The sequence below is a fragment of the Streptomyces daqingensis genome (assembly GCF_014645895.1).
In the GTDB taxonomy this organism is placed as follows: domain Bacteria; phylum Actinomycetota; class Actinomycetes; order Streptomycetales; family Streptomycetaceae; genus Streptomyces; species Streptomyces daqingensis.
Genome location: NZ_BMMP01000002.1, coordinates 418,818 through 431,365, shown reverse-complemented (window position 1 = coordinate 431,365; position 12,548 = coordinate 418,818). Strand labels below are relative to the sequence as shown.

The window sequence follows — 12,548 nt, the reverse complement described above, 5'->3', positions numbered from 1 at the left end:
AGGCTTGGGCGCGCAGAGGGCGCGGGACCGCTCATTGCTCCAGCGGCCGGTACACCGTCAGCGCCTCGTGCTGTTTGTCCAGCAGCAGCCGGTGCGGCGCCGGGGCCACCTCGCCGTCGTAGCTGAGATGCGTCCCCGACGGGATGTCGGAGATCACCAGCCTCCGCAGCCGCCGCGTGCTGTGCAGCGGAGAGCGGCCGACGGTGCTGGTGAGGGCCGCGACGAACAGGCGGGTGCGGGCCCAGCGGCCCGCTCCGACGAGCCGGATGTCCAGCTGCCCGTCGGCGAGGTCGTGCCTCCGCACCGGCGCCATCCCGACGCGGTAGCCGCAGTTGCCCGCGAACAGCAGCCACAGCGCCCGCTCCTTGCCGCCGAGTCCCGCCTCCACGGGGCCGCTGGTGCGCAGCACCTGCAGGGCCGCCAGGACTCCCGCGGGCCAGGGCCCGATGCGGTGCGCCCACCTCTCGCGGATGCGGACGAGCTCGGGGTACGCGCCGAGGCTGAAGGTGTTCAGGAAGTACCCGGGCTCGCGCACCACGTCGTCCTGGGTGCCGGAGTGCGGAGGCAGCGGGGTGAAGCGCCCGAGGTCGACGGCCACGGCGTCGCCCGTCTGTACGGCGCGGCAGGTGTCGGCGAACTCCTCGATGCCCAGGTCGTACGCGAAGTGGTTGTGCGTCCCGCCCGGCAGCACCGCCAGCGGCACACCCGCCCGCAGGGCGTGGGTGGCGGCGGTGTTGACCGTGCCGTCGCCGCCGCAGACGCCCAGCGCGCCGCCGAGTTCGGCGGCCCGCCGCGCTGCCTGACCGAGCTTCTCGTCCAGATGCCCCGACCTCGGGTCGCAGCAGACGATCTCCGCCTTGGGCAGCATGTCGCGCACGACGCTCAGGGACGTCGGCTCCTCCAGCTCGGCGTCCTCCTCCGCCGGTTCGCAGGGGGACTCGTCGCGGGAGCCCGAGCGGGCGTTGGCCACCAGCACCAGCCCGAGCCCTTCCGGAAGCGCCGGAGCGTCCCTCAACGGACGCCCTGGGGAAGGGAGTTGGGAACGGGTCGGGGCGATGCCCCGCACCGCGAACGCCGACCCCACACCGAGCGCAGCCCCGACGAGCACGTCGCTCGGGTAATGGACGCCGGTGTAGACGCGTGAGAACGCCACCGCCGCAGCGACGGGCGCCACCACCGCGCCCCAGCGCGGCGACTCCAGCGCCACGCCCGTCACGAATGCGGCGGCGGACGCCGCGTGACCGGAGGGGAAGGACGTCGTCACCGGCTGGCGGTGCAGCCGCCTTATCACCGGCACCGCGTCCAGGACCGGACGCTGCCGGCGGACCGAGCGCTTGCCGAGGGTGTTGACGGTGGCCGAGGCGACCGCGAGCGACGCCAGGCCGCGGGCGGCGCACCTGCGGGCCCGCGGGGTGTTGCTGAGCGCGATCGCCCCCGCCACCGCGAACCACAGCCGTCCGTGGTTGGCGCTGCGGCTCAGCCGCGGCAGGATCCGCTCGGGTCCCGGCCAGTCGCGCTTGGCGACCAGGTCGAAGACGGACCGGTCCGCCGCGGACCAGGCCTGCCATCCGGGCCAGTCCCGCCAGGCGGGACGCCCTGAGCGTCCCGTGTCCGGGTTGTGCGACACGGCGGAGGCCGCCGCCTCCAGGACCGACGGGCCGGGCCGCCGCCTGGCGGCACGCACCCGGCGCAGCGGGGAGACCCGCCCGCGACCTGCGCCGTCGCGTGCTCCGAGCCCTGTGAGACTGCTGAACCTTGCCATGAGGCTCGCTTTCTCCGACCCGGATGCCGGTAAACCTCGACGGCCCGCCGCCACCCGCCGGACGCGCGCCCCGTGACCGGTGGTCGGCCCGGCGCACTCGAACTCAGCAGACGGCGGGGACCGCGCGGCGAACGGCTCCCGCCGCCCGGGCGGGAGCCGGAATGCCCGTCGCACGTGCCGCGCCGGTGCGGGGCCGCTCAGGGCGGCCCGGCACCGGCGCGGTTCTGGGCGGACGGGCGCTCAGGCGCGGGGCTTGCGGCCGAGCGCGGCCATCACCTCCTGGACGTTCGCGTACGTGCCGCCCTCCTTCGGCAGCCGCCGCACCACCTCCACGAGCGGATCGGGCGCGTACTGGTCCATCAGCTCGCGCTTGAGGGCATCGCGGTCGGCGGGGAACGAGTGCCGCCCCAGATGCCTGGCCAGGTCGGAGCGGAGCGCTTCGTCCTCCGCCTCCTGCGGGGTCGGCGCATTGGCGGGCGGTACGGGACGAGTGGTGAGCTCCGGGTCGTCGTCCGCCCCGGGCTCGGCGTCGTCCCACTCCTCGGCACGCGTGGGGTGCCCCGACCTCAGCCAGCCCTGCAGCTCGCGCTTGGCCTCGTCGTCGCGGTGGGGGCTCAGGTGGTCGCTACCGCGTTGCATGTTGTCCGCCACCGGTTCCGCCTCCTTCCGGTCCTCCTCCGTGCGCCCAGCGCAGCAGCGCCCCCAGGCCGCCGTCCGGCAGCCCTTCCGGCACGCCCTCGGGCACGTCCGACGGCCGTACGCGCAGCACTTCGGCGCCCGTCGTGGCGGCGGAGCGCAGCAGCGCGTCGTCGGCGCGCGCGGACGACGGCTCGGTCTCGCCCAGGTACTGGGGTTCGGTGCGGCGTGCCGCCACCTGGTCCGGATGGTCGCCGACCCAGACCTCGCGGTGCAGGTCGGGCCCTTCCGGGCGTACGAGCAGCACGGCGATGCGGTGCTCCCGTGCCGCCTCGACCAGCGCGGGTACGCCTTCCGCGGCGTGTACGCGGCCCTCCTGGCCCGGCGAGCGTCCGGCCTGGAACCGCTCCAGTACGGCCGCCGCGCTGCGCCGGGCGAAAGCGGCACGGGCCTGGGCTACCTCCTCGTCCAGCAGCTTCCGGCCGCTGGCGGTGTTGGAGGCGGGCCCTTCGGGGCCGCTGTCGGCCCGTACGCCGTGCTCGGCCTGGAACGTGCGTTCCTGCAGGTCGGGCGGCAGGCGGTCGTGGACGGCGTGGCGTTCGCGGCTGTCGCCGGCGAGGACCACGAGCCGGGCTCCGCACTTCTCCCAGCGGTTGCGCAGCTCGTCGGCGATCTCCGCGGCGTTCTGCTCCCACGTGTTCTCGACGGCGGTCTGGAAGTGCCGCTCCGACCAGTCGCCCGAGGGGGTGCGGTGCACCGGCCAGTCGGCGCCGGTGACGCGGCCCGCGCTGTGCGAGCCGACGGAGCCGCGGAGCTCGAACTCGGCTCCCTTTCGGTCGATGTAGGCCACCAGGCAGGACGGGTCGCTGTCCGCGAGCTCCACGAGGGGGCCGAGGCGCGGCAGCGCCTGCCAGGAGACCGGGGGATGGCCGCCCTCGGGTGGCGGGACCGTCAGCTCCGTGTCGAGCACCACCTCGCCGTGTGTGGCGAAGACCGCGTAACCGGGAGCCCGTCCGACGGGAAGCGAGGCGAGCCGCTCCGAGACGGCGCGGCACGTCTTCTCGTCCGCGCCCTGCTGCTTCAGGCGGTCGACGGCTGAGCGGGCGGTCAGCTCCCTGCGTGCCGCCGCGTCCTCGGAGGCCGTGGTGGTGTCGAAGTAGACCGACGCCCATGGGCCCTCGCGCTCGAAGAGCGGGCCGAGGAATCCGAGATCCATTGATTCCCTCCTTGGATTGCGCACGCCGGGTACCCGGCCCGTCGCGGGCAACACGAGGAAACACCGGCCTGCCGCGCGGCCCGTACCGGAGCGGGCGCACCTGCCGCCGCACGCAGAGGCGACGGGCCGGTGTACGCACCGCCGAAGGACAGAGAGGGAGACCCATGGGAATCGATCCACGTCAGCTGAGCGACGCGGACCTGCTGAGGGAGCTGGAGAACATCCACCGCACGCGGCACGACACCCTGCTTCACGCTCCCGACGACGCGCTGTCCGCGCACAGCGTCCGCATGACGGAGCTGGAGGCGGAGTACCTGCGCCGCCACCCGGAGCGTCCGGTCTCACCCGGCCGCACCCGAGAGGGAGCCCGCGCACGCGGCGAGTGACGGCCCGGCCGCCCGGCCGCACCCCGCGGCACGCCGCCCGGACGCGCCCGCCGACTCGCTCGCCGGGGCGCGTCCGGGCGGCCGGGTCAGGCTTCCGCGCCGCGGGCGGGGCCGTCCGTCGGGCCGCCGTCATCCGCGCGGCCGTCCCCGCGTGCGGCGGCGCGCCTCCGGTCGGCCCGTACGCAGCGCAGCAGCTCCTCCGCGTACGGAAGGGCCACGCACACGCCGAACGCGACGGTGATCCCGGCCAGGTACTTGCGCGGCAGAGGCGGCTTCCGCAGGACCAGCCGCCAGGCGTCGCGGTCGCCGCGCCCGCCCCGCAGCAGCGAGCGCACCTGCTCCGGGTGGAGGCAGACCAGGGAGGCCAGCGCGCTGAACGGCAGCGACTCGAGGAAGCTGTGCACGTGCTGCTCGACGGGCTTGATCTCCCGGTCGCTGTGGTGCGCCGTGCGGACGTCCCAGACCGCGGTCGCCTCGTGCGCCGCGGCGGCGCCCAACTGCACGGTGAGCAACAGGGGGTTGACCTTGCACAGCAGGGTCAGCCCGATCGGCGCGCCCACCTCCGCCATCATCAGGGAGTGGATGAGCGACTCCCGCGTGGCGGGGGAGTCCTCGATGCGGCTGCGCCTGTGCAGCCACCAGTCGGCCAGGCCGGGCAGGAACCACGACGGCAGCAGCCCGTACATCAGGTAGCGGACCGTGGCGTCCTCCACTCCGGCACCGCCGTCCGCCCCCCGGCGGACGGGCAGGAACCCGGGCATCTCTACTCCTTCACGACTCGCAGGGTGCGCAGGGACGGGGCCCGGCCTGTGCGGCATCCACGCCGCTCACGCCCCGCTGTCCGGGTCGCGGGGTTCGGACGCCGGGTCGGACTCGCCGCGCTTCTCGGCCTTGCGGGACCGTTCCGAGGGGTGGGGCCTGCCGCCCGGGAGGAACTCCTGCACCTTCGCCTTGATCCCCTGCTTGACCATCGCCTTGCGGTCGCTGTCGCCCCTGAGGATGGACGCGGCGGTGGCCTCGATCTGGTCCCAGTCGGCGTGCGGCGGGATCGGGGGCACCGAGGGGTCCGTCATGAACTCCACGACGGCCGGCCCTTCGGAGGCCAGCGCCTCCCGCCAGGCGCTCTGCACGTCACCGGGCTTCTCGACGCGGATGCCCGTCATCCCGAGGGAGCGTGCGAAGGCCGCGTAGGAGACGTCCGGCAGCGACTGGGAGGGCGCGAACTGCGGCGAGCCGCTCATGGCCCGCATCTCCCAGGTGACCTGGTTGAGGTCGCGGTTGTTCCAGATGCCGACGACGAGCCGCGGATCGTCCCACGTCATGCGGTACTTGGCGAGGGTGATCAGCTCGGCCATGCCGTTCATCTGCATCGCCCCGTCGCCGACGAGAGCGATCACCGGACGGTCGGGGTTGGCGAACTTCGCGCCGATCGCGTACGGGACTCCGCAGCCCATCGTCGCGAGCGTCCCCGACAGGGAGCCGCGCATGGTGCCGCGCATCGTCACGTGGCGGGCGTACCAGTTGGTGGCCGAACCGGAGTCGGCGGTGACGATCGCGTCGTCCGGCAGCAGCGGATCGAGGCAGTGCGCGACGTACTCCGGGTTGACGGGGTCGGCGCTCACCTCGGCCCTGCGCCGCATCACCTCCTTCCACCGGTCGACGGAGGCCATCAGCTCCTCGTGCCACTCGATCCCCTCGTCGTTCTGGCGGAGCCGGGGCAGCAGCTTCTTCAGCGTCGTCTTCGCATCGCCGACGAGGTTGACCTCGTACGGGTAGCGCATCCCCACCATGTGCGGGTCGAGGTCGATCTGCACGGCGCGTGCCTTGCCGTAGGGCGGCAGGAACTGGCTGTAGGGCATGCTCGACCCGATGGTCAGCAGCGTGTCGCAGTCACGCATCAGCTCGTAGCTGGGGCGGGTGCCGAGCAGGCCGATGGAGCCGGTGACGTAGGGAAGCGTGTCCGGCAGCACGTCCAGGCCGAGCAGCGCCTTGGCGACGCCCGCCTGCAGGGTCCCGGCGACCTGCTCCACCTCGGCACGCGCGCCCCGCGCGCCCTGCCCGACGAGGATCGCCACCTTCTTGCCCGCGTTGAGGACCTCGGCGGCGTGGTCGAGAGCGCCCTCGGAGGGTTCGGCCTGCCATCCGCTGCTGCCGAGGCTGGAGGGCACCATCTTGAACTCGTGGCCGGGCGCCTCGTATTCGAGGTCCTGCACGTCCGCGGGGATGATGACGGCCGTGGGGGCGCGCCGCCCGTAGGCGGTCCGGATCGCGCGGTCGAGCACGTTGGGCAGCTGCTCGGGGACGGTGACCGTCTCCAGGAACTCGGAGGCGACGTCCTTGAAGAGCGAGTGCAGGTCGACTTCCTGCTGGTAGGAGCCGCCCATCGCGGAGCGCGCCGTCTGGCCGAGGATCGCCACGACGGGCACGTGGTCGAGCTTGGCGTCGTAGAGGCCGTTGAGCAGGTGGATCGCGCCGGGTCCCGAGGTGGCGGCGCACACGCCGAGCCTGCCGCTGAACTTCGCGTACCCCACGGCCTCGAACGCGGCCGTCTCCTCGTGCCTGGACTGCACGAAGCGGGGCTCGTTCCCGGCGCGTTCCCAGGCGGCGAGCAGGCCGTTGATGCCGTCGCCGGGGTAGCCGAAGACGTGCTCGACCTCCCACTCGCGCAGCCGGCGCAGGACGTAGTCGGAAACCTTCTCGGACATCGGGAGCGCTCCTCTCGCGTTCGTCGCCGCAGTGCCCTGACCGGGCGCTGCCGGCGGGCCGGCGGCCTGGCCCCGGCCGGTGGCGTCCCGGCCGGGGACGCCGTCGCCGGCCTCAGCCGTCCCCGGCGGGCGGCACCCCGGCGCGGCGGAAGCCGGACCGTTCCGGCAGGCCGGGGGCGGCCCGCAGGGCGGGAGGGGCGCCCGGTCCGGCCGCCCGGGCCCGGAGCCGCGGACTCCTGACCCCGGGGTGTCCGTACGTCGACGGGGGTGTCATGCCGCTTCGGGTTACCGCGCGTGACGGCAGGAAACACCGTCACGGGCGTGGCGCCGGATCACGCGGCGCCGAATCCGCAAGAGAGCCGGAGCCGTTGACGTTTGCGGCAGGAGGCCCCGGGCAGGCGCACAGATACGTGCTTCGGCAAGAAGGCACATCCGCGGGAACGAGAGCTCTGTCTCCGTCAGGACCGTTTCAGTCCTCCCGCCAGGTGCCTCCTCCCGCGGTGTTTGCTCGATGGAGTACACCAAGGGAAGTAGGCAGCACAGAATGACGACCGTACGAACACGTACGAGGAGTGCCCGCCACCCGCACGACGACGCCCCCGACACGGCAGCGGACTTCCTCCGCATCGCCTCGCTCCCGGACGGACCGGAGAAGGAGCGCGCGCGGCAGGAAGTGGTACGTGCCTGGATGCCGATGGCACGGCGACTCGCCCAGCGGTTCCGCAACCGCGGCGAGACCCTGGAGGACCTGCAGCAGGTCGCCTCTCTCGGCCTGGTCAAGGCCGTCGCCCGCTACGACCCCGACCGCGGCAGCGCGTTCGAGAGCTTCGCGGTGCCCACCATCGTGGGTGAGATCAAGCGCCACTTCCGCGACCACCTGTGGGGCGTTCACGTCCCCCGGCGCGTTCAGGAACTGCGCAACCGCGTCCGCAACAGCAGGCGCGAACTGAGCCTCTCCGAGGACGGACGCACCCCGTCCGTCGCGGAGGTGGCCGAACACAGCGGCATGTCCGAGGAGGACGTGCTGGTGGGGATGGAGGCGCTGGAGAGCTTCAGCACGCTCTCGCTCGACGCCGAGCTCCCCGGTTCGGACGACGGCTACTCGCTGTCCGACACCCTGGGACGCGCCGAACCCGGCTTCGACCACGTGGTCTACAGGGAGTCGGTCAAGCCCCGGCTGGAGAGGCTGCCGGAGCGTGAACGCCACATCCTGTACCTGCGTTTCTTCTGCGACATGACGCAGATCAAGATCGCGGAACAGCTCGGCATCTCGCAGATGCACGTCTCACGGCTCATCAGCCGCACCTGCGAGCGCCTCCAGGAGGAGGTGGACGGGGACATGGACGCGCAGGAGGCCAGGATCCGGCCGGCGCCCGCCGTCCAGGCCCGGCCCGTGACGGCCCTTCCGGCTCAGACCGAGCCCGCCGTGCCGACTCGCATCGGGCCCGCCGTTCCGGCGGGGACCGAGCCCGCCGTCCCGGCGGAGCCCCTGGCCGCCTGAGACGTCCCGTCCGGCTCGGGGGCGGGCCACGGGCCGGTCCGATCGGGCGGCCCGCGGCGGACGCCGCGAGAGGAGGGGCGGTGCGCGGAACGCGCGCACCGCCCCTCCCGCTGCGCGCTGCGAGAGACGGTCCGGCGGCCCCAACCGGCCTTCGGCGTACAGCCGTTCGGCCCGCGCGTACCGCCGCCCGGCCGTCAGCGCTTGTTCCGTGCATGTCGGACTCGCCCCTGTCTGCGAAGCTGGACGTGTTGCGGGGTCGCCGGGTCACGGAGCGCGTCGGAGGCGGACGATGGAGGCTGACAGCCAGGCACGGCAGGGCAGCTCGGCCGTCGCGGTCGCCGCGTGCGGCTACTGGCAGCGCCGGGGGATGCCCACCCGCCCCGGCCAGGTCGTCGCCGCGCCCAGCGCCCGGCTGCTGCTGCTCGCCGTCCTCGCCGCCGCGGGCGAGGGCTCCGTCCTCCTGCCGCGTCCCAGCGCCGGCTGGCACGCTCCGCAGGCCCGGCTGCTGGACCGCCCCGTGCACACCGTCCCCGTGCCCGTGGAGTGCGGCGGAGTGCCGGACCCGGTCGCCCTGCGCGAGACGGTGCGGCGCGCCCGTGCGGAGGGCGAGGAGCCGCGCGTGCTCGTCCTCTCCGTGGCCGACGACTGCACAGGAACCGTCGCCCCGCCCGAACTGCTCCACGAGGTGTGCGAGGCCGCGGGAGACGACGGGCTGCTGATCGTCAGCGACGAGAGCTGGCGCGACACCTCGCACGTGCCGCACGACACCGTCCTCGTCTCTCCCGCGGAGATGGTGCACGGCGGACGGGAGTCCGACGCCGTCGTCGTCCTCGTGGGTCTGGGCGAAACGCTGCTCCCGCACGGGCCGCAGGCGGGCATCGCCCGCTTCCCCGACAGCGGGCGCGGCCACGGCCTCGCCGGATCCGTGCGCGCCGTCCTCGCGGCGCTCGACGCACAACTGCACGCGCCGGCGGACGGGGTGGTCGCCGACGCCCTCACCGAACCGGAAGCGGCGCGCACGCACCGGACGACAGCGGCCCGTTCGCACGGTGCGCTCCTCGGCGCGCTGCACGACGTCTGCACCGAGGCCGGCGCCCTGTGCAGACCGCCGCGGGCAGGACGGCACGTCTACGCCGATCTGGAGCCGCTGCGCCCGCGGCTGGAGGCCCACGGCGTCAGGGACTCCGCCGGGCTGGAAGCCGAACTGGTGCGGCGGCTCGGCCCGTACGCGAAAGGCGGGCACCGGCTGGGGGACGAGCCTCAGGCGCTGCGCGTGCAGCTCTCCGGCAGCCTGCTGACGGCAGGGCCCCCCGGCCCGGCGCCGTTTGCTTCACCGGACGTCAGCGGGGCACTCGACTCGCTGAAATCTGTTCTCGACGGACTGACCGCTCCCGGGGAGTGATCGTGGAACCGGACCGGATGCTGACAGAGCATGAGACGCACACCGAGAGCTCTCCGCAGAGCCAGCCCGAGGGCTCTCCGCGGAACCCGCCCGGGAGTTCGCAGCAGCAGCCCCGCAGGCGTCCGCTCGACCGTCCGCAGAGTCCTCCCCGGGCACGGGCCGGCAGCCGGCCCCGGACGCCGGCCCGGACGGGCGAGGACACCGGCGGCCCGCAGGCTCCGCCCGCACCGCAGCCGCTGGGGGCGCGGCGCCTCTGGCCGCGCTCCTTCGCCGACCGCCTGACGTCCCCCCTCCCGGGAGTGCGCGCGCTCGCGCGGGTCGCCCGCGAGGGCGCGCTGCGGCCCTCCTCCGACGCGCTGCGGGAGGTGGCGGACATCCCCCGCGAACCCGGTCCGCTCCCCGGGGCGGACGCCGCCACGGTCGCCGTCACCTGGGCGGGGCACGCGAGCTGGATCGTGCGGATCGGTGGACTGACCGTGCTCACCGACCCCGTCTGGTCGCGCCGCATCCCGGGCACGCCCGCCCGCGTCACCCCGGTCGGCGTGGCCTGGGAGGACCTGCCGCCCGTCGACGCCGTGGTCATCTCCCACAACCACTACGACCACCTCGACGCGGCCACCGTCAGGCGGCTGCCGCGGGACACGCACGTGTTCGTGCCGGCCGGTCTGGCGCGCTGGTTCCGCAAGCGGGGCTTCACCAGCGTCACCGACCTGGACTGGTGGGAGGGGGCGGAGCTGCCGGGACCGGACGGCGGCCGCGTACGCGTGGACTTCGTACCCGCCCACCACTGGTCCCGGCGGACGCTGACCGACACCTGCCGGTCGCTCTGGGGCGGCTGGATGCTCACCGAAGAGCGGGGCCGCCGCGTCTACTTCGCCGGCGACACCGGATACGGCCACTGGTTCGCGGAGATCGGCCGCCGCTTCCCCGGCATCGACCTGGCGCTGCTGCCGATCGGCGCCTACGAGCCGCGCTGGATGCTCGGACCGGTGCACACCAGCCCGGAGGAGGCGGTACGGGCGTGCGAGGACGTCGGGGCGCGGGCCATGGCACCCATGCACTGGGGCACGTTCCTGCTGTCCGGGGAGCCCCCGATGGAGCCGCTGGAGCGCGTGCGAGCGGCGTGGGCCGGTACGGGACGGCCCCGCGAGGACCTGTGGGACCTTCCCGTCGGGGCCTCACGTGTGCTGCGGGAGCAGCGGTGAGCCGCCCGGCGCGCCGTCGCCGAGGGGAGCCCGCGCGGCGCGCGTGAGGGAGGCAAGGGCGGCGGGGGCTGCGAGCCGGAGGCCCCGCCGTCCGTCCGCGCCTCCGCCTCCGTCTCAGCGTGCCGGCGTCTCCTTGCGCGTCCGCTTCCGCAGCCGGTGCCACAGCGGAGGCGCCACGCTGATCAGCGCGGTCAGGGCGATCGCCGCGACCAGCCCCTCCCACGGCTCCGGGAAGAGCACGCCGCCGAGGATGCCGATGAGCCCGTACGTCACCGTCCAGGCCACGCACGCGGGGACGTTGCCGTGCACGAACTCGCGCGTGGGCATCCGCGCCAGCAGGCAGGCCAGCATCACAGGGATGCGTCCCGCCGGTACCAGGCGCGACAGGACGAGCACGGCGACCCCGTGCGCCCGGAGCTTGTGCTGGGCCTGTTCGAGACGGTCCGGAGGGGCGTGCGCGCGCAGCCGTTCCAGCCACCGCGATCCGTTCCGCGAACCGACGCCGCGCCTGCCGAGCGAGTAGAGCGTCACGTCCCCGAGGAAGGCGGCGGCCGTCGCGATGCCGAAGACCGCCGCGAGGGAGAGCGCCGGGACACTCTGGTGGAGAGCCACCACCGCCGCACCGCTGACGAGGGCGCCCGTCGGGATGACGGGCACCAGCGAACCGACCACGACCAGCAGGAACAGCGCCGGGTAGGTGACGGCCTGCTGCGTCGGTTCCCCCGGGACCAGGGCCGCGGCCCCGCCCTCCCAGCCGGCGGCCGCGTGCCCTCCGGCGGCCAGGTTCCATGCTTCCGGGCCCCATACCTCCAGCGTCAGCTGAACGGTCATCAGACCATCTCCAGCCGTATGCTCTCGCCGTGCCCGAGCCGGTGCACCGCCACCTCGGGCGCAGACTGCCCGGCCTTCCGCGCGAACTCGTCCCCGGGGGAGTGGAATTCGTGCGGCCGTACCGCGTCCATGCCGATCGGCCAGTACGTGCCGTAGTGCACGGGCACCGCGTAGCGGGGGCGCAGCCGCGTCAGCGCTTCGGCGGCCCGGCCCGCGTCCAGGTGCCCCTCGCCCAGCCACGGTCCCCAGCCGCCGACGGGGAGCAGCGCGACGTCGACGGTTCCCACCGCCTCCGCCATGCCGTCGAAGAGGCCCGTGTCCCCTGCGAAGTAGGTGCGGGCCGCTCCTTCCACGACGTACCCGAGAGCGGGCGCGCGGTGCGGGCCGTAGGGCAGACGGCGTCCGTCGTGCGCGGCGGGCACCGCGCGGACCGTCACGCGACCGCCTTCGCCGCCCCCGGCGCCTTCCACCACCACCGCGTCGCCGGCGGAGACCTCCTCCAGCCGCAGGAGCGGAGCGAGCCGCCGCAGCCCGGGGACGGCGCGGAGCGCTCCGCGCGGGACGAGCACCCGGGTCTGCGGGGACAGGCGGGCGAGCGAGCCGAGATGGAGGTGGTCGGCGTGCAGGTGGGAGACGAGCACGACGTCCGCCACGGTGGCCGATGCGGGCGGCAGCTCTCCGCGCCGCCTGCGCAGGTGCGCCATGCGCCGCACGAGAAGTGGATCCGTGAGGACGGTCACTCCCGAGTCGCGCACGGACGTGGTGGCGTGCCCCCACCATGTGACTTCCACCGGCACCCTGGTTCCTCCTCGCTGCCGTGCGGCCTGCCGGAACGGCGGCCGAACGACCGGTTCCCGCTCTGCGGCGAGGGTATGCGCCGGGTCCCGGCCACCGGGAGGGCGCG

The 12,548-nt window shown here is 74.3% G+C and carries 10 protein-coding genes and 1 pseudogene; 4 read left to right on the top strand and 7 right to left on the bottom strand.

All coding sequences use genetic code 11. The features are described from left to right. Positions 1 to 31: 31 nt before the first annotated feature. The 3 genes from IEY56_RS04290 to IEY56_RS04280 all read right to left on the bottom strand — a co-directional run bounded on the left by IEY56_RS04290 (position 32) and on the right by IEY56_RS04280 (position 3,614). Positions 32 to 1,762 (bottom strand): bifunctional phosphatase PAP2/diacylglycerol kinase family protein, encoded by a 1,731-nt coding sequence (locus IEY56_RS04290; protein ID WP_189035683.1) that lies wholly within the window; start codon positions 1,760 to 1,762, stop codon positions 32 to 34. A 240-nt stretch (positions 1,763 to 2,002) separates the two neighbouring features. Beyond that, on the bottom strand, positions 2,003 to 2,413 hold the full coding sequence (locus tag IEY56_RS04285; RefSeq protein ID WP_373292025.1) for a DUF2795 domain-containing protein: 411 nt from the start codon (positions 2,411 to 2,413) through the stop codon (positions 2,003 to 2,005). Then, positions 2,388 to 3,614 carry a baeRF2 domain-containing protein gene (locus IEY56_RS04280; RefSeq protein ID WP_189035682.1) on the bottom strand — a complete coding sequence of 409 codons (1,227 nt, stop codon included), beginning with the start codon at positions 3,612 to 3,614 and terminating at the stop codon, positions 2,388 to 2,390. The genes IEY56_RS04285 and IEY56_RS04280 overlap by 26 nt, the downstream gene beginning before the upstream one ends. Positions 3,615 to 3,778: 164 nt before the next feature. On the opposite strand from IEY56_RS04280, the gene IEY56_RS04275 reads away from it, so the two are divergent. Beyond that, positions 3,779 to 4,000, top strand: a complete 222-nt coding sequence (locus IEY56_RS04275; protein WP_045864719.1) for a DUF6158 family protein — start codon at positions 3,779 to 3,781, stop codon at positions 3,998 to 4,000. Positions 4,001 to 4,086: 86 nt separating this feature from the next. Here the strand turns inward: IEY56_RS04275 and IEY56_RS04270 are convergent, their stop codons facing one another. Together IEY56_RS04270 and IEY56_RS04265 are read right to left on the bottom strand one after the other, a co-directional pair. Further along, positions 4,087 to 4,761 carry a diguanylate cyclase gene (locus IEY56_RS04270; protein WP_189035681.1) on the bottom strand — a complete coding sequence of 225 codons (675 nt, stop codon included), beginning with the start codon at positions 4,759 to 4,761 and terminating at the stop codon, positions 4,087 to 4,089. Between the two features lie 66 nt (positions 4,762 to 4,827). Continuing rightward, positions 4,828 to 6,705, bottom strand: coding sequence for a thiamine pyrophosphate-requiring protein (locus tag IEY56_RS04265; RefSeq protein ID WP_189035680.1), 1,878 nt, complete (start codon positions 6,703 to 6,705; stop codon positions 4,828 to 4,830). A gap of 544 nt (positions 6,706 to 7,249) precedes the next feature. On the opposite strand from IEY56_RS04265, the pseudogene IEY56_RS04260 reads away from it, so the two are divergent. From IEY56_RS04260 to IEY56_RS04250, 3 genes and pseudogenes are all read left to right on the top strand, one after another. Continuing rightward, positions 7,250 to 8,044, top strand: a pseudogene (locus IEY56_RS04260) (SigB/SigF/SigG family RNA polymerase sigma factor); the annotation flags it as partial. A gap of 451 nt (positions 8,045 to 8,495) precedes the next feature. Beyond that, on the top strand, positions 8,496 to 9,608 hold the full coding sequence (locus IEY56_RS04255) for an aminotransferase class I/II-fold pyridoxal phosphate-dependent enzyme (RefSeq protein ID WP_189035678.1): 1,113 nt from the start codon (positions 8,496 to 8,498) through the stop codon (positions 9,606 to 9,608). Positions 9,609 to 9,625: 17 nt separating this feature from the next. After that, positions 9,626 to 10,813, top strand: a complete 1,188-nt coding sequence (locus tag IEY56_RS04250) for an MBL fold metallo-hydrolase (RefSeq protein WP_229711593.1) — start codon at positions 9,626 to 9,628, stop codon at positions 10,811 to 10,813. A gap of 114 nt (positions 10,814 to 10,927) precedes the next feature. Here the strand turns inward: IEY56_RS04250 and IEY56_RS04245 are convergent, their stop codons facing one another. Beyond that, positions 10,928 to 11,644 carry a DedA family protein gene (locus IEY56_RS04245; RefSeq protein ID WP_189035677.1) on the bottom strand — a complete coding sequence of 239 codons (717 nt, stop codon included), beginning with the start codon at positions 11,642 to 11,644 and terminating at the stop codon, positions 10,928 to 10,930. Next, positions 11,644 to 12,441 carry an MBL fold metallo-hydrolase gene (locus IEY56_RS04240; protein WP_189035676.1) on the bottom strand — a complete coding sequence of 266 codons (798 nt, stop codon included), beginning with the start codon at positions 12,439 to 12,441 and terminating at the stop codon, positions 11,644 to 11,646. Before IEY56_RS04240 ends, IEY56_RS04245 begins: the two co-directional genes overlap by 1 nt. Between the last annotated feature and the right edge of the window lie 107 nt (positions 12,442 to 12,548).

Coding starts and splice junctions, on each gene's coding strand:
- IEY56_RS04245 (WP_189035677.1), bottom strand. CDS start 11,644: ATGACCGTTCAGCTGACGCTGGAGGTATGGGGCCCGGAAGCATGGAAC.
- IEY56_RS04290 (WP_189035683.1), bottom strand. CDS start 1,762: ATGGCAAGGTTCAGCAGTCTCACAGGGCTCGGAGCACGCGACGGCGCA.
- IEY56_RS04270 (WP_189035681.1), bottom strand. CDS start 4,761: ATGCCCGGGTTCCTGCCCGTCCGCCGGGGGGCGGACGGCGGTGCCGGA.
- IEY56_RS04255 (WP_189035678.1), top strand. CDS start 8,496: ATGGAGGCTGACAGCCAGGCACGGCAGGGCAGCTCGGCCGTCGCGGTC.
- IEY56_RS04275 (WP_045864719.1), top strand. CDS start 3,779: ATGGGAATCGATCCACGTCAGCTGAGCGACGCGGACCTGCTGAGGGAG.
- IEY56_RS04280 (WP_189035682.1), bottom strand. CDS start 3,614: ATGGATCTCGGATTCCTCGGCCCGCTCTTCGAGCGCGAGGGCCCATGG.
- IEY56_RS04265 (WP_189035680.1), bottom strand. CDS start 6,705: ATGTCCGAGAAGGTTTCCGACTACGTCCTGCGCCGGCTGCGCGAGTGG.
- IEY56_RS04250 (WP_229711593.1), top strand. CDS start 9,626: ATGCTGACAGAGCATGAGACGCACACCGAGAGCTCTCCGCAGAGCCAG.